The sequence below is a fragment of the Frankia gtarii genome, assembly GCF_025403375.1.
GTDB lineage: Bacteria > Actinomycetota > Actinomycetes > Frankiales > Frankiaceae > Frankia > Frankia gtarii.
This window is the reverse complement of record NZ_JAMPTM010000036.1, coordinates 1-14,738: the sequence shown is the minus strand read 5'-3', so window position 1 is coordinate 14,738 and position 14,738 is coordinate 1. Positions and strand designations below refer to the sequence as shown.

The 14,738-nt window shown below is 72.2% G+C and carries 13 protein-coding genes; 7 read left to right on the top strand and 6 right to left on the bottom strand.

Going from position 1 to position 14,738, the window contains the following annotated elements; all coding sequences use genetic code 11:
* Nucleotides 1-5: 5 nt before the first annotated feature.
* Nucleotides 6-863 (bottom strand): universal stress protein, encoded by an 858-nt coding sequence (locus NBZ83_RS08360; RefSeq protein WP_261566102.1) that lies wholly within the window; start codon nucleotides 861-863, stop codon nucleotides 6-8.
* 1,536 nt (nucleotides 864-2,399) lie between these two features.
* On the opposite strand from NBZ83_RS08360, the gene NBZ83_RS08355 reads away from it, so the two are divergent.
* Together NBZ83_RS08355 and NBZ83_RS08350 are read left to right on the top strand one after the other, a co-directional pair.
* Nucleotides 2,400-3,986, top strand: a complete 1,587-nt coding sequence (locus tag NBZ83_RS08355; protein ID WP_261574682.1) for a hypothetical protein — start codon at nucleotides 2,400-2,402, stop codon at nucleotides 3,984-3,986.
* A gap of 195 nt (nucleotides 3,987-4,181) precedes the next feature.
* Nucleotides 4,182-5,918 (top strand): FAD-dependent oxidoreductase, encoded by a 1,737-nt coding sequence (locus NBZ83_RS08350; RefSeq protein ID WP_261574681.1) that lies wholly within the window; start codon nucleotides 4,182-4,184, stop codon nucleotides 5,916-5,918.
* A 75-nt stretch (nucleotides 5,919-5,993) separates the two neighbouring features.
* Here the strand turns inward: NBZ83_RS08350 and NBZ83_RS08345 are convergent, their stop codons facing one another.
* Complete coding sequence (locus NBZ83_RS08345; RefSeq protein ID WP_261574680.1) at nucleotides 5,994-6,779, bottom strand: basic helix-loop-helix domain-containing protein; 786 nt, start codon at nucleotides 6,777-6,779, stop codon at nucleotides 5,994-5,996.
* Nucleotides 6,780-7,062: 283 nt separating this feature from the next.
* Between NBZ83_RS08345 and NBZ83_RS08340 the strand changes: the two genes are divergently transcribed.
* Nucleotides 7,063-7,590, top strand: a complete 528-nt coding sequence (locus tag NBZ83_RS08340; RefSeq protein WP_261566098.1) for a peptidylprolyl isomerase — start codon at nucleotides 7,063-7,065, stop codon at nucleotides 7,588-7,590.
* Nucleotides 7,591-7,890: 300 nt separating this feature from the next.
* Nucleotides 7,891-8,754 (top strand): rhomboid family intramembrane serine protease, encoded by an 864-nt coding sequence (locus tag NBZ83_RS08335; RefSeq protein ID WP_261574679.1) that lies wholly within the window; start codon nucleotides 7,891-7,893, stop codon nucleotides 8,752-8,754.
* A gap of 17 nt (nucleotides 8,755-8,771) precedes the next feature.
* Here the strand turns inward: NBZ83_RS08335 and NBZ83_RS08330 are convergent, their stop codons facing one another.
* On the bottom strand, nucleotides 8,772-9,209 hold the full coding sequence (locus tag NBZ83_RS08330) for a PH domain-containing protein (RefSeq protein WP_261574678.1): 438 nt from the start codon (nucleotides 9,207-9,209) through the stop codon (nucleotides 8,772-8,774).
* Between the two features lie 279 nt (nucleotides 9,210-9,488).
* On the opposite strand from NBZ83_RS08330, the gene NBZ83_RS08325 reads away from it, so the two are divergent.
* Both NBZ83_RS08325 and NBZ83_RS08320 read left to right on the top strand, forming a co-directional pair.
* A complete protein-coding gene (locus tag NBZ83_RS08325) occupies nucleotides 9,489-11,393 on the top strand; it encodes a glycoside hydrolase family 15 protein (RefSeq protein WP_261566095.1) in 1,905 nt (634 codons plus the stop codon).
* 70 nt (nucleotides 11,394-11,463) lie between these two features.
* Nucleotides 11,464-11,823: a hypothetical protein gene (locus NBZ83_RS08320; protein ID WP_261554827.1), complete on the top strand. Its 360-nt coding sequence runs from the start codon at nucleotides 11,464-11,466 to the stop codon at nucleotides 11,821-11,823.
* Between the two features lie 13 nt (nucleotides 11,824-11,836).
* On the opposite strand, the gene NBZ83_RS08315 is transcribed toward NBZ83_RS08320, so the two are convergent.
* Nucleotides 11,837-12,229, bottom strand: a complete 393-nt coding sequence (locus NBZ83_RS08315; RefSeq protein WP_261574677.1) for a Rid family hydrolase — start codon at nucleotides 12,227-12,229, stop codon at nucleotides 11,837-11,839.
* A gap of 142 nt (nucleotides 12,230-12,371) precedes the next feature.
* The gene (locus tag NBZ83_RS08310; protein WP_044886061.1) at nucleotides 12,372-12,632 is read right to left on the bottom strand and encodes a cell division protein CrgA; all 261 of its coding nucleotides are present in this window, start codon (nucleotides 12,630-12,632) and stop codon (nucleotides 12,372-12,374) included.
* 382 nt (nucleotides 12,633-13,014) lie between these two features.
* On the opposite strand from NBZ83_RS08310, the gene NBZ83_RS08305 reads away from it, so the two are divergent.
* Nucleotides 13,015-13,875 carry a DUF881 domain-containing protein gene (locus tag NBZ83_RS08305; protein WP_261574675.1) on the top strand — a complete coding sequence of 287 codons (861 nt, stop codon included), beginning with the start codon at nucleotides 13,015-13,017 and terminating at the stop codon, nucleotides 13,873-13,875.
* Nucleotides 13,876-13,931: 56 nt separating this feature from the next.
* Here NBZ83_RS08305 and NBZ83_RS08300 read toward each other — a convergent pair whose 3' ends face one another.
* Nucleotides 13,932-14,582 (bottom strand): aminodeoxychorismate/anthranilate synthase component II, encoded by a 651-nt coding sequence (locus tag NBZ83_RS08300; protein WP_261574674.1) that lies wholly within the window; start codon nucleotides 14,580-14,582, stop codon nucleotides 13,932-13,934.
* Nucleotides 14,583-14,738: the final 156 nt, after the last annotated feature.

The window sequence follows — 14,738 nt, the reverse complement described above, 5'->3', positions numbered from 1 at the left end:
GCCGACTACCGCCCGCGGATGATCGCGACAGAGGCCGTGCTGTGGATCATGCACTGATGGCTCACCGAACCCAGCAACAGTTCGGCGAACCCGCCATGGCCGCGGGCGCCGACGACGACGAGGTCGCACTCCCGGCCGGCGGCGAGCAGCGCCTGGGCCGGTGAGTCCGGCACCACCCGGCGTCGCAGGTCGAGCCGGGCGGGCAAGGCGTCGTGCACCTCGACGATGGCGTCATCGAGCGTGGCCTGGGCCTGTTCCTCCAACGCCTGGATGATCTCCCCGGGTGCCTCGGCGAAGGGGAACGGGATGGCCGCGAGCCAGGCATGCACGGCGATCAGCGCGACCCCGCGCCGGTCGGCTTCCGCGGCGGCCCAGACCAGGGCGGCGAGCGAGTTCGGGGAGCCGTCCACGCCCACGGCCACCGCCTGCGCCGGCCGGCCCGGGGGCGACGCCGGACCGACACCGCGGGCGATCACCGCCGGCGCCGACGAGTGCACGGCCACCGAGGTGCTGACCGAGCCGACCCGCAGCCGGTGCAACAGGCCTCGTCCGCGGGCCCCGACCACGATCATGCGGGCGTCGTGCCCCACGGTGAGCAGGGCCTCCGCTCCGGGCCGATCCACGACCTCCTCGGCTACCGAGACCGAGGACCCGGCCGGCGTCGCGGCGGTGATCGTCTTGTGCAGTATGTGAGCCGCCTTCTCGGCCAGGTCGTCTGCCTCCTCCGGGTGCGCCGCGCCGCCGCGCCCGATCCCGACGACGGCCCGAAGCCCGCAGCTGTACAGCTCGGCCTCCTCGAATCCCCAACACAACGCCGCGTGGGAGCCGGGTGAGCCGTCGACTCCGACCACGATGTCGGCCATCTGCTGCCTCCTTCGCCGCCCCGGTGGCGCCGCGTCCGTGGAAGCACAGTCGAGGTACCCCGCCCGCTTGCGGGGAACCCTCGGCGAGCGGGCCTGGCGGGCGGCGTGGTGCCTCCATAGCCGGACAGATGGGTCCGATGCTGCGGACCGCCTTTTTACGGCCGTCCGGAGAGACAAAACGGGAGGAAGCCGGACGGCGGCCCGCTGGGGTGGTTCCACCGTGGGTTGCCGCCGGGCTCGCGCTACCCGAGACCCGTTCGTCCCACCTGTCAGCGGGAAACGTGGCGGTCCATGAGGCCTGGTTGGGCAAGAGGAGCCTCTCCTGACCCGTGATCGCCTCGGTTGGCCGCGATCCGGCAATGATCCACGTTGACTTCAGATCCTTCCATCCTGGGTTGAACGGGAATCTCCGGTGTGACCGATTGGCATTCGTCACCGGGTGCAACCAGTCGTTGCCTGCCGTGCCCCGTCCCGCATTCCTGGCATTGATGTATCGATCGGCTTCGGCCGACGCTGTCGGTCGGTGGTTGTCGCGCGGTTCCCCGGTGGGGCGGGCACCGGCGACGTGGTGAAGCGACGCGGGAATTACCGGCAAGGTCACGCAAAGATATGGCTGCTTGTTCGGAAGGGCTTCGGCTCGCCGTTCGCTGAAATCCGCGGCGGATGTCGGGTGGCGGGCTCGTCCGGTGGTAGAGGATCGGCTCGGCTTTCGCGGCCCGGGTCGTCCGTGGAATGTGTCCGCTCAGTGTCTGCATTCTCGTCCGTCGGCGCCGCGGGCATCGCCGTCGCCTCCTCGTCCCCCGGCGCCGGCGCGCCGCCGCCCCCGGCGGTGTCGGGAGCACGGCAGGGAGCGCGGCAGGGAGCGCGGCAGGAAGCCGCATCCGGTGAATAGCCTGCCCCAGGCAGCTGCGGGTTTCCGACGGGGTGGCGTGATTCGGCGCCATGCGCCGCGCCGGGGCCCGATCCGGGTGCGGTCGCGGTCGGCGGGCGGTGGCCCGTGGGCGGACTGGGACGGTGGGCGGCTCGAGAGGATGCCGGGTGAACCAGCCCGGGCGCGACGCCGGGCGTGGGTGTGGCCCCGCAGGCGACTTTTCGGCCCCAACTTCAGTTACCTCATCGGAAAAGCCGTGGCTGGGGTAGAAGAAACAGATCAAAGCAATGTCTGATTGTCGCTGGCGGTGCAATTCGCTGAATTTTTCGGCTGCTCAAAATTGCTCTGCGGATGGCTGGGTGTGGCCCTTCCGTGGCCGCATCCTCTCCTTTTTGCTTGGCAGCAGTCAGGCGATGTTTGATGTTTCTGTCACACCACGACTACCCAACGGCGGTGATGGAGTCATGTCCTCTTCATGTGACCGTGGTGGCCCTCCACGGGAGCCGCTTGACCCGGTGCGGAGTACGGTGCCTGAACAGACGTCGACGCGCTCTCGCCCCACCGAGCCCGTTCCGGTGGGGCTGATCCCCGGACGGCCGGCCGTGACCCCATCGGGTCCGGGCAGTCCGCCAGCATCGAGTGATCCAGCCGAGGGAAGGAGGCATGTGCCGTCGGACACGATCCAGCTCACCCTTCCCGGTGCGCTGGTTTCGGTTCAGGCGGCCCAGGAGTCGGGAACCCTGATCGCCGATCGCAGCGGATGGCAACGGGCCGTGTTACGCGCATCCATGCCCTCCGCGGCGAAACTCGTTGCGTGCACCCTGGCGAGCCACGTCGCCGAGGCACCGGAGTTCCTTCCCGTCGGGGCGGCGGTGACCGGCCCCGGTCTGGTCACGCTGCGGGAGGAGACCGGCTACAGCCGAACCCACGTGCAGCGACAGGTTTCCCTGCTGCGCAGGCAGGGTTGGCTGACCACGGTGGCACGGCCGGCCGCCGGGCGGACCACCCGGTTCGCCCTGAGCATCCCCGACTCGATGGTGCAGGCCGGTCTGGTGCGCCTAGTCGAGTCGACCGAGCAGGCGCGCGGCGGGGCCGACAGCGCCGCGGAACCCTCGCGCGAGCCGGGCCGCCGCCAAGGGCGCCGCAGCCACGCCGGTTCCCACCGGCAAGGCGCCCCGCGGCGCCGCACCCGCGCCACGTCGACCATGGGTAGCGAGACGCAGGACCGGGCCGGCGGCTTCGTCGTCGACCTCGTACCGTCGCGCGATCGTGGCCCTTTCGACCCCGACGCCCACCAGCATCCCGACGCCCAGCATCCCGACGCCCACCAGCATCCGGACACCCACCAGGGCTCCGAGGACCGGCGTCACGCGGACTACCCGATCCTGCCGACGGACGCGCCCGTTACGCCGGGCGAGCCTGGCCCCGGTGACGCAGGTGCGCCGGCGCATCACGAGGCCCCCGCGGCTCCGTCGAATGCAGCACCTGGTTTCGGCGCGTACTCATCCTTCGCCGACGAGGTTCCCGCCGACGAGGTTCCCGCCGACGAGGTTCCCGCCGACGAGGTTCCCGCCGCTGCCCAGCGGCAGAAGCCTGCGGATCAGGCCGCGGCGCACCAGGCGCCCGCGGAGCAGCCCCCGGCGGGCGGGCCGACGGCGGACGAGGCTTTGGCGGATGGGCCCCCGGCGCCCACGGTTCCGCTGCCTCCGCCACCGCCCGAGCCGATAGCCTTCGCCACCAGCCAGGTGATCAATGTCCTGGGGACCGCGATGCGCCGCCCGACCTCGGACTTCATGAAGATCTTCGGCAAGTTGCAGGTCATCTTCGAGGAAGACAACTGGGATCCGGTCACGCTGGCCCTGCACCTCGTCCGCATCATCCAGACCGGAGTGCTGGTCGGGGACGGCGACGAGGTCGACAACCTGTCGTGGCGCCTTGACCGTCTGCCGCGGGCCTCGACGGACTGCGAGTGCAGCTCCTGCCGGGAGCGCCGGGCCGAGCAGTCGAAGTCGCCGTCGGCCCCTGCCCCCAGGGGTCGGTTCACCCGCTCGGGCGGGGCGGGCCGCGGTGCCGGCCGGCCGGCCGCGACCGAGCCGAAGCGCTCCGAGGCCGCACAGTCCGAGGCCGCACAGTCCGCGGCGCCCCCCGTGGAGATCCCGCGGCCGCCCCTCGAGGCCATCGAGCGAGCCGCCCTGGTGGCGCGGGAGGCCCGGCTGCGGGAACGGCAGCAGGCTGCCGACGGCGCGGCCTGATCAGGTTCGGCCCGGCCCAGGCCGGTTCCGGCAGGGCCCAGGCGGGTTCTGGCTAGAGCCCCGAGGGGTTCCGGTGCGGCCTGATGCGTTCGGTGGCGGCGCAGCGGCGGCGGATCGCGCACGGCGAGCGGTGTTGCACGGGCCGGTCGGTGGCTCATCATGGGAGGCCGGCGTCGACGGCGGCAGGTGACGGGCATGGCAGAAGGCAGATCCGGCGGTGGGCACGACGCGGACGTGATCGTGGTCGGTAGTGGCTTCGGGGGCAGCGTCAGCGCGTTGCGCCTCGTGGAAAAGGGCTACCGGGTCCTCGTCGTCGAGGCGGGTCGCCGGTTCAGCCCGCAGACGCTGCCGCGCAACAACTGGCACCTCCGCCGGTATCTGTGGCTGCCGCGGTTGGGCTGCCACGGCATCCAGAAGATCACCTGGCTGGGGCGGGTCATCGTGCTGTCCGGGACGGCGGTCGGCGGCGGATCGGTCGTCTACGCGAACACCCTGTACCGGCCGCTCGACGCCTTCTACACCGACCCGCAGTGGCGCGGCATCACCGATTGGCGAGCCGAGCTGGCGCCGTTCTTCGAGCAGGCCGAACGGATGCTCGGGGTGACCCCGAACCCGACGACGACCTACGCCGACGAGGTGTTCCACGCGGTCGCGGACGAGATGGGCGTCGGCCCGAGCTTCGCGCCGGCACGGGTCGGGGTCTTCTTCGGTCGTGATGGCCGACAGGAGCCGGGTGTCGGAGTACCCGACCCGTACTTCGGCGGCGCCGGGCCCGGCCGCACGGGCTGTGTCGAGTGCGGCGAGTGCATGACCGGTTGCCGGCGGGGGGCGAAGAACACCCTGGATCGCAACTATCTGTTTCTCGCCGAGCAGGCGGGCGCGCAGATCCTGGCCGACACCACGATCACCGCCGTCCGCCCGCGGCCGGGCGGTGGGTACGAGGTCGACATGGTCCGGACGCCGGGTCTGCCCCGGCGCGGGCGGCGGACGCTGACCGCGGGACAGGTCATCTTCGCCGCCGGCACCCTCGGAACCCAGCGCCTGCTGCTGTCGTCGCGCGAGCGCGGCGACCTGCCTGCCCTGTCGCCTCGGCTCGGCGAGCTCACCCGGACGAACTCCGAGTCGATCCTCGGCGCGACGCGGTTCCGCCCGGACCGTCGGGTCGCCCGTGGGGTGGCGATCACCTCGTCGTTCTACCCGAACGGGCAGACCCACGTCGAGCCCGTGCGCTACGGCCGGGGCAGCAACCTGATGGCCCTGATCAGCGCCGCGATGACGGATGGTGGTGGCCGGGCGCCGCGCTGGCTGAAGTACCTGTGGGAGCTGCTGGTCCGCCCGCACCATACGCTGGCCATGGCGCTGCCCTGGCGCTGGTCGGAACGGACCATGATCGCCCTGGTGATGCAGTCCCGCGACAACTCGCTGACCGTGAACCTGCGCCGCGGCCCCTTCGGCCTGCGCTGGCTGACCAGCCGGCAGGGCCACGGCGATCCGAGTCCGTCGTGGATCCCGGAGGGCAACGACGCCGTTCGCCGGATCGCGGCGCGGATAGGCGGCTATCCGGGCGGCTCCGTGGGTGAGATCGCCGATATCCCGATGACCGCGCACATCCTCGGCGGCGCGCCGATCGGCGCGGACTCGTCCACCGGGGTGATCGACCCCTACCAGCGGGTCTTCGGGCACGAGGGCCTGCACGTGGTCGACGGTGCGGCGATCTCGGCGAACCTCGGGGCGAACCCGTCGCTGACCATCACCGCGCAGGCCGAACGGGCCATGTCGTTCTGGCCGAACAAGGGGGAGCCGGATCCCCGACCGCCGCTGGGCCGGCCCTACCGGCGGGTCGACCCCTGCCCGCCGATCCACCCGGCGGTGCCGGGGCACGCCCCGGGGGCCTACCGCATCGGCGAACCGGCTTCGGCGCCGCGCCGTTGACCGGTCACCGGTTCTGTCCGCGCCGCGCCCCGGTCAGCGGCCGCCGAGGGCAGCCGCTGACCGTCGCCGTGCTCGTCAGCGGGGGCGGCTGGGCTCGCCGAGCGTCGTGTCGACGCCCGGCATCTCCTCCAGGCCGGTCGTCGAGGTCGGCAGGCGGTCGTCGAAGGAACCGCGACCACTCGCCCGGTCGGTGGCCGCGGCGGAGCCGGTCGTGCTGCCGATCGGCGCCGGCTCGGCGGTGACCGTCGAGGTGTCCTGCTGCGTGAGGTAGCGGCGCGCCACGACGGTGCCCGCCGCACCCGCGCCGACGAGAGTGAGCGTCAGCAGGCCGCGCCGGCGCCGGCGATGCACCTTGGCGAGCTTGCCTTCGGTCTTGGCCAGCCGCTTCTCCAGGATCTCCTGGGCCTTGTCGGCCTGCAGGCGCGTCTTGGTCTCGTTGGCCACGGCGCGGCGCGAGCGCTGCCGCTCCGTGCGCAGCTCGGCGGCGGCACGGGCCCGCTCGGCGGACAGTTCCGCCTGGTACCGGGCCTTCTCGATCCGCCGCCCGGCCCGTCCGGAGACGGCGACGGCCTTCCCCGCGGCCTTCCCCGCGGCCTTTCCGGCAGCCTTGCCGGCGACGCGCTGGGCGGAGGACCCGCCGCGGGTCGCGGACCCGGAGACGTCGGAGATCCGGTGGGCCACCGTCACCCCGGCGCCCCGGGTGGCCGACGCGGCGGTGCCGGCGGTGTCCCCGGCGATGCTCGCCGCGCGGTGGGCGACGGTGCCGGCCCGGTCGGCGGCGTGCTTCGCCGTGTCGGAGAGCCCGCTGACCGGCGCGGTGTCGGTGACGTGCGAAATGCGGTCCTTCAACGTCGTGCTCATGGCGTCCTTCCCTGGAGCCGAGGTGTGGCGGGGGATCGCGGGCGGACAAGATCTGTGCAGTGTGCCGTACCCCGTCGGCGGCCCTCTCCAACGCGCCGACCCCCTGCAGGTGTGTCAGGCCGACCTGCGTGACATGCCTGGGCTGTGCCGAGGCTCGTCTCGGGCGGGCGTGTGCGGATGCGGGCGGTGCGGAACGCGGGGCTGCGCCCGGCGCATACGATCGGGTCCGGCTCGGGCGCCGTCTGACCCGACATCTACCCAGACCTGAAGAGAAGAGAGGCTCATGGCCGAGGAGCTGTACGCGACGTTGCGGACGACTCAGGGGGATATCGAGATCCGTCTGTTCCCCGATCACGCTCCCAAGACCGTCCGCAACTTCGTCGGGCTGGCGACGGGGACGCAGGACTGGACGGACCCGGCGAGTGGCGACAAGAAGACCGGGATCCCGCTGTACACCGGGACGGTCTTCCATCGGGTCATCCCGAACTTCATGATTCAGGGCGGTGACCCGCTGGGCTCCGGCCGCGGCGGCCCGGGCTACCAGTTCGCCGACGAGTTCCACCCCGACCTGACGTTCAGCAAGCCCTACCTGCTCGCGATGGCGAACGCCGGGCCGGGCACGAACGGCTCGCAGTTCTTCGTCACGGTCGCCCCCACCGACTGGCTCAACCGCAAGCACACCATCTTCGGCGAGGTGACCCGGGGCACCGACGTCGTCGACGCGATCGCCAAGGCGCCGACCGCCTCGCAGGACCGCCCGAAGTCCGACATCGTGATCCAGGAGATCGTCATCGACCGTCGGCCGGCCTGACCGGTCCGACCGGCGGGACCCGACCCCGGGGAGTACGACCTTGAGAGCTCTGGACGTGCCGTCGGCCGGCCGGTTGTGCCCGCCACGGCGTGTTCGACCCGGTCGCGCTCACGGGGTCGGGCGATGACCCAGCCGCCGCCGGAGCCGGCCGGGCCCGCGGGTGATGCGGGCTCCGGGCCAGCCGCGGCGGGCTGGCGGCCCACCATCGGCCCACCGGGTGGCCACGCGGGCTGGACCCCGCCGCCCGGGTCGGCCGGGCCGGTACCGCCCGCCGGCGGTCGACCGCCGGCGGGGCCGCCGGTGCCCGGGGCGCATTCGCCGTCGGTCCCGCGCTGCTACCGCCATCCCGACCGGGAGACGTACGTTTCCTGCCAACGCTGCAGCCGGCCGATCTGCCCGGACTGCATGCGGCCGGCGGCGGTCGGGTACCACTGCCCGGAGGAGGGCCGCGCGGAAGGCGAGCGGATCGCCCCGCGTGAGCACGAGCCGCGCACCACCCTTGGCGGCCGGGCGCAGCTCGCCCGGCAGGGGTTGGTCACCCAGATCCTCATCGGACTGTGCGTCGTCTCCTACATCCTGCAGGGAGCGCCCGGGCTCACCGGCGGCGGCACCAGCAACCGGTTCACCGACGACTTCGCGATGATCGGTTTCCCGATCGCGGCGGACGACCAGTACTACCGGCTGCTCACCGCCGCCTTCCTACACGCGGGCGTGCTCCACATCCTGTTCAACATGTACGCGCTGTACCTGCTGGGCTTCCAGCTGGAGGCGATCCTCGGCCGGGTCCGGTACCTGGGCCTGTTCGTGGCCGGCGCGGTCGGTGGGAACACGTTGAGCTACCTGCTCGGCGACCTCTACACGGCCTCGGTCGGCGCGTCCACCGCGATTTTCGCCTTCTTCGCGGCCTACTACGTCATCGCCCGCCGGCTGCGAGTCGATTCGCGGCAGATCCTCATCGTGCTCGGGATCAACCTGCTGATCACCTTCTCGTTCAGCAGCATCGACAAGTGGGGCCACCTGGGTGGGCTCGCGGCCGGACTGATCATCGGCCTGATCTACGCCTACGTTCCGCCGCGCCGCGCGTGGGCGCAGGCGGGCGGCGTCGTCGGGATGATCGCGCTGCTGCTCGTCGCCGCGGTCGTCAAGTCCTCGACCCTGGTCTAGTAGCCTCCCGCGGCCGGTCAGCCCAGCCGGAGCCGGATCTCCTCGACGCGCTCGGCGACGGAACCCGGATCGGTGCCGAGCTGGCGGCGGGTCAGCAGGATGGGGCCGTCAATCGTCTCCACCTCCAGGGTGCGCAGGTGCACCGCGCGCCGGTTGTGGGTGAGGGTGGCGGCGCGCACCCGCAGCACCGCCGCCCACGGCAGGTGCCGGCGGCGCAGGCCGTCGACGAGGTCGAGCCCGGCGGGGGAGACCCGCAGGGTCGGCCGGGCGAGCAGGTCGCGTAGCGCGAGCGTGCCCAGGCCGGCGGCGAGCACGCCGACGAGCAGCCGACCGGCGGCGTCGAGCGAGCCGACCCGCTGCGCGAGCGGGCCGACGGCGGCCACCAGCGCCGCCGCCGCGCCGGCGACGGCGTAAAGCCCGACCCGCCACAGCGGCGGCGACCAGGCAGCGGACATCGGCGGAAGGTCGGCGCCGGGCGGTTCCCCGGACCCGGTGGGCTGCGCGGTCACCCCACCACGCAACCACATCGCGCCCCGACGCACGGTGGCCGCGGGTCGGCGGGGCGCTGGAGAGCGACATGGAGATCGGCGCCGAGTTGCCGGGTGGCCGGGATGCTTGCACCATGCTGGATAGCGGCTACTATTCGCTATCTCATCAGCACTCATTGTGTTGATCTCGGTGAGGCGGGCGATGGGATGAGGGATGCCGTGGCAGATCGTGATCAGGGGGTAAGGGTGGCACATTCGCCGGTGCGGCGCAGCGGGGGCAGCCCGTTCCCGCCGATCGCCGAATACGGATTCCTGTCCGACTGCGAGACGACGTGCCTCGTGGCACCCAGCGGGAACGTCGAGTGGATGTGTGTGCCGCGGCCGGACGCGCCCAGCGTCTTCGGCTCGGTGCTGGACCGCTCGGCGGGCGGCTTCCGGTTCGGTCCCGACCGCACGCAGATTCCGGCCGGACGCCGCTACCTGCCCGGGACGAACATTCTCGAGACGACCTGGCAGACGCCGAACGGCTGGCTCATCGTCACCGACTGCCTGGTCGTCGGCCGCTGGCACCGTACCCACAAGCGCTCCAACACCCACCGGCGGACCCCCAGCGACTGGGACGCCGACCACGTGCTGCTGCGACTCGCCCGCTGCGAGCACGGCACGGTCGACCTCAGCCTCGTCTGCGAACCGAACTTCGACTACGGCCGCCATGCCGAGTCCTGGGAGTACGAGGAGGACGACTACTCCGCCGGCGTGATCTCCCATCCTGGCAGCAACATCACGCTGCGGCTGCGTACCGACCTGCGGTTGGGCTTCGACGGCCGGCGCGCCTTGGCCCGCACCACTCTGCGGGAGGGCGACACGGCGTTCGTCGCCCTGACCTGGCGCCCCGAGGAGCCGCTGCTGCCGGACACCTACCTGCAGGCCTGCGTCGCCGTGGACCGCACGACCGAGTTCTGGCGGCAGTGGCTCTCGCGCGGGATGTTCCCCGACCATCCCTGGCGGCGTCACCTGCAGCGCAGCGCGCTGGCGTTGAAAGGCCTGACCTACGCGCCGACCGGCGCCCTGCTGGCCGCGGCCACCACCTCGCTGCCGGAGACGCCACACGGCGAGCGGAACTGGGACTACCGGTACAGCTGGCTGCGGGACTCCACCTTCGCCCTGTGGGGTCTTTACACCCTGGGGCTGGACTACGAGGCCAACGACTTCTTCTCGTTCATCGCCGATGTGGCCGAGCATGACGACGAGATCCAGGTGATGTACCGGGTCGGCGGCGAACCGAGGATCGACGAGGAGATCCTCGGGCACCTCTCGGGCTACGAGGGCGCCTCGCCGGTCCGGGTCGGCAACGCCGCCGCGCTGCAACGCCAGCACGACGTGTGGGGAGTCGTGCTGGACTCCGTCTACCTGCACACCAAGTCGCGCGACTACCTCTCCGAGCGGCTGTGGCCGGTGCTGGAGCGCCTCGTCGAGGCAGCCGCGTCGCACTGGCAGGAGCCCGACTGCGGGATGTGGGAGGTGCGCGGGGCGCCGCAGCACTTCACCGTGTCGAAGATGATGTGCTGGGTGGCGCTGGACCGCGGCCGCCGGCTCGCGCAGATGCGCGGCGACACGTTGACGGCCGTGCGGTGGAAGGCGCTCGCCGAGGAGATCCACGCGGAGGTCTGTGACTCCGGCGTCGACCACCGCGGCGTGTTCACCCAGTACTACGGGTCGAAGGCGCTGGACGCCTCGCTGCTGCTGATACCGCTGCTGGGATTCCTGCCCGCGTCGGACGAACGGGTGAAGGCGACAGTTCTCGCGATCGCCGACGAGCTGACCGAGGACGGCCTGGTGCTGCGCTACCGCACCGAGGAGACCGACGACGGCATTGCCGGGGAGGAGGGCGCCTTCCTGATCTGCTCGTTCTGGCTGGTGTCGGCGCTGGTCGAGATCGGCGAGCTGACCCGGGCCCGCCAGCTGTGCGAGCGGCTGCTCAGCCTGGCCAGTCCGCTGGACCTCTACGCCGAGGAGATCGACCCGAGCAGCGGCCGTCATCTCGGCAACTTCCCGCAGGCGTTCACCCACCTGGCGCTCATCAACGCGGTCATGTACGTGATCCGGGCAGAGGACGCCGAGGCCTACGCCCGCCCGTCCCCGTCGACCTGACTGTGTGGCCGCCGACCTGTCTCGGCGGTATTCGCGGCATCAATGGTGGTTGTGGCACTAACGTGGGGGCGTGGCAAGCCTGGAGGTCAGGGACAAGCGGGTCGAGGTCGTCATGAGCGGGTTGGAGCGGCTCGGCGCGCTACGCGGCGATGTCTCGGTCTCCCTCGACGAGGTTCTCGATGTCCGCCCAGCACCGGAACCGTTCACCGAGCTCTGTGGATGGCGGCTGCCGGGGACCGGCATCCCGCGTGTGATCGTGCTCGGCACCTGGCGCTCCCGGGACGGCAAGGACTTCGCCGCCGTCTACCGGGGCCGGCCGGCGGTTGTCGTCGAGGTCCGGCCGGGCGGGGAGTTCCGTCGGCTGATCGTCGCCACCGCCGACGCCGAGAGCACCGTTTCCCGGCTGCGTGCTGCGGTCCTCGCCCGCTGACCCAACCGTCGCGCTACCGAATCCCGATGATGGCCTCGGCTTCGACCTCGACGACCCAACGCTCGTCGAGCAGGCCGGCGACGACGATCATGGTAGCGGCCGGGCGGATCCCCGCAAACAGCTCCCGGTGGACCGCGCCCACCGCCGCGGCGTGCTGGGCGCCGGTGAGGAACATGCGGGTGCGGGTGACGTCGCGCAGACCCGCCCCGGCCTGCGCCAGCGCGGCGCCGATGAGCTCGAAGCAGCGCCGGGCCTGCGCCTGAGCGGCCGTGGCCACCGTCCCGTCCGGCCAGATCGGGCCCGTACCGCTGACGAACACCCGGTCGCCGACCCGAACGGCCCGGGAGAACCCGATGGTCGTCTCGAACGGGGACGTTCCGGCGATGAGTTGACGATCGGTATTCATGCGGTCGCTTTTCGTCAGTAGCGCGCAGAGGTCGATATCCACACTTGTGGACAACGGTTGTGGATAAATGACACCGCTGGAAGTCCGGCCGGATGTGTCCGGGGCACCGGCCGGAACGACCGACGGAACGACTGGTACCCGGCTAGCGCCACTGGGTCGACACGGCCAGGCCGATAACGACGAACCCGAACCCGATAAGGATATTCCAGCCGCCCAGTCCCTCCATCCCCAGCACCCCACCGTTGGAGAAGTAGTAGACGAGCAGGTAGGCGATCCCGATGAGGAAGAAGGCCAGGATGAGCCCGCCGAACCAGGGCGGGGACGGCGGCCGGCTGCGGCGGGTCTGATTGGCGTTGACGCTCGGCGTCGGCTTCTTCGGCTTGCGACGTCGTGACTCGGGCACTGCGGGACTCCTCGGCTGGCCATACATGGACGAGCGGCGACCGCCGTCGCCCTCTCTGTTCGGCGGGTGGCAGTCCCGCACTGGGCAACAGGTTAAACAGCGGGACTCATGACACGCCGGTTGCGTGCCGGCGCGCGGGATTCTCTCCCGGCGACCACGTCCGACCGATCGCACCGACGTGGCATCACGGGTGTCGCTGGCCGCGTAGCGTGCGGCGAGAGGCGATACCTCCGACGCGGCGGACGGATCGTCCGGCCGGGTCTGCGGCGGCGCGTGTGTGCACGCCGCCGCCCGGCGATCCGCCGACATGCGGACGCGCTGCCCGGTCGGCGCGTCGGAGAGGTCGGCGAGCACGGTGGGGTGGACATTCGGCGTGCGTCGAATGGTGCGTGCGGGCCGGGCGTTCAGCGCGGGTCGGTGGCGGGCCCGGCAGCTGGTGGCGATCGGGCTGGTGTGCTGCCTCGGCGTGTTGGTAGGTGCCGCCGCCAACGCCGGGCCGTTCGCGGCCGGGGACCGCCTGCGCGGCTCCGCGGCTGCCCTGGGGCCCGGCGGCATCGCCGAGGTCGTGGAGAGCGAGTCGGAGCGGGTGGCGGCGCGCCGCGCCGCGGTGGCCGAGCAATCCCATCGGCCCGCGGCAGCCGCCGCGAACGGGTCGGCCGCGAACGGGTCGGCCGCGAACGGGTCGGCCGCGAACGGGTCGGCCGCGAACGGGTCGGCGCCCGACGGGCCGGTCGTCGTGCCGGGCGTCGGCCAGGGCCTGGCGGGGGCCGCGGGGCTGGCGCCGGTGCACGGGCCGGCGTTGACCGTCCAGCTCGACGACGCGCCGCAGGAGAGCCGCCGCGGCCCGTATCCGCGGGGGATCCTCGCGCCAGGGCCGGACGATCTGGTCGTGCACCAGCAGGATGTGCAGGCGGTCGTGAACGCCCTGTGGGCCGGCGGCGCCGAGGCGATGACGATCATGGGTCGGCGGGTCACCGCCCTGACGGCCGTCCGGTGTGTGGGCAACACGCTGCTGCTGCACGGGGAGGTCTTCTCGCCGCCGTTTCGGATCACCGCGATCGGCGGCGCCGCCGCCCTGCGCGCGGGCCTGCGCGCCAGCCCGCAGATCGCGATCTACCAGCAGTACGTCGCCGCCTACCGGCTGGGTTATCGGATCGACGAGGTCGGGGACGTCAGGATGCCCGCCTACGACGGGCCGCTGCCCCTCACCCACGCCGTCGACCCGGCGGGCCGGGCGGACTGAGCCTGCCCGGGTGCTGACGGTCCCGACGTGGCCGCCCGGAACCCGGACTGACCCGTTTAGGCGAAGGCGGCGGTGCGCAGGGCCTCGACCTCGGCGGACAGCTCAGGTGCCAGCCGGCGCGCGGCGCCGCCGTCGCCGCACTGGTCGAGCCAGCGGGCCAGGATCAGGTGGCCGCCCTGGGTCAGCACCGACTCGGGGTGGAACTGCACGCCCTCGAGCGGAAGCTCGCGGTGACGCAGCGACATCACCACGCCGCTGTCGGTTCGGCCGGTCACCTCGATCTCGGCGGGCAGGGTGGACTCCTCCACGGCCAGCGAGTGGTAGCGGGTCGCGATGAACGGCGACGGCAGGTCCGCGAGGACGCCGACGCGGTCGTGATGGACCTGGGAGGTCTTGCCGTGCAGCAGCTCCGGTGCCCGGTCGACCGTCGCTCCGAACGCGACGCCGATCGCCTGGTGCCCCAGGCACACCCCGAGCAGGGGGGTGCCGCGCCGGGCGCACTCGCGCACCATCGGGATGCTCACCCCGGCCGCCTCGGGCGTGCCCGGCCCCGGGGACAGCAGCACCCCGTCGACGCCCAGGTCGCCGAGCTCCGTCGGCGCGATCTCGTCGTTGCGCCGCACCACGCACTCGGCGTCGAGCTGGCCGAGGTACTGGACGAGGTTGAAGACGAACGAGTCGTAGTTGTCGACGACCAGGATCCGCATCAGTGCGCCACCTCTCCGCGTTCGGTTCCGCGTTCGGTCATCAGGCTCACCCGGCTCCGGTCCCGTTCTGCGGCGCCCCGCCACCCGCGCCGGCGCCGCCGCCGCCGCGGTTGGCCACCCCGCCGTTGGCGCCGGACTGGGCGGACAGGCTCGTCG

Coding starts and splice junctions, on each gene's coding strand:
- NBZ83_RS08360 (WP_261566102.1), bottom strand. CDS start 863: ATGGCCGACATCGTGGTCGGAGTCGACGGCTCACCCGGCTCCCACGCG.
- NBZ83_RS08350 (WP_261574681.1), top strand. CDS start 4,182: ATGGCAGAAGGCAGATCCGGCGGTGGGCACGACGCGGACGTGATCGTG.
- NBZ83_RS08345 (WP_261574680.1), bottom strand. CDS start 6,779: ATGAGCACGACGTTGAAGGACCGCATTTCGCACGTCACCGACACCGCG.
- NBZ83_RS08340 (WP_261566098.1), top strand. CDS start 7,063: ATGGCCGAGGAGCTGTACGCGACGTTGCGGACGACTCAGGGGGATATC.
- NBZ83_RS08330 (WP_261574678.1), bottom strand. CDS start 9,209: ATGTCCGCTGCCTGGTCGCCGCCGCTGTGGCGGGTCGGGCTTTACGCC.
- NBZ83_RS08315 (WP_261574677.1), bottom strand. CDS start 12,229: ATGAATACCGATCGTCAACTCATCGCCGGAACGTCCCCGTTCGAGACG.
- NBZ83_RS08305 (WP_261574675.1), top strand. CDS start 13,015: ATGGTGCGTGCGGGCCGGGCGTTCAGCGCGGGTCGGTGGCGGGCCCGG.
- NBZ83_RS08300 (WP_261574674.1), bottom strand. CDS start 14,582: ATGCGGATCCTGGTCGTCGACAACTACGACTCGTTCGTCTTCAACCTC.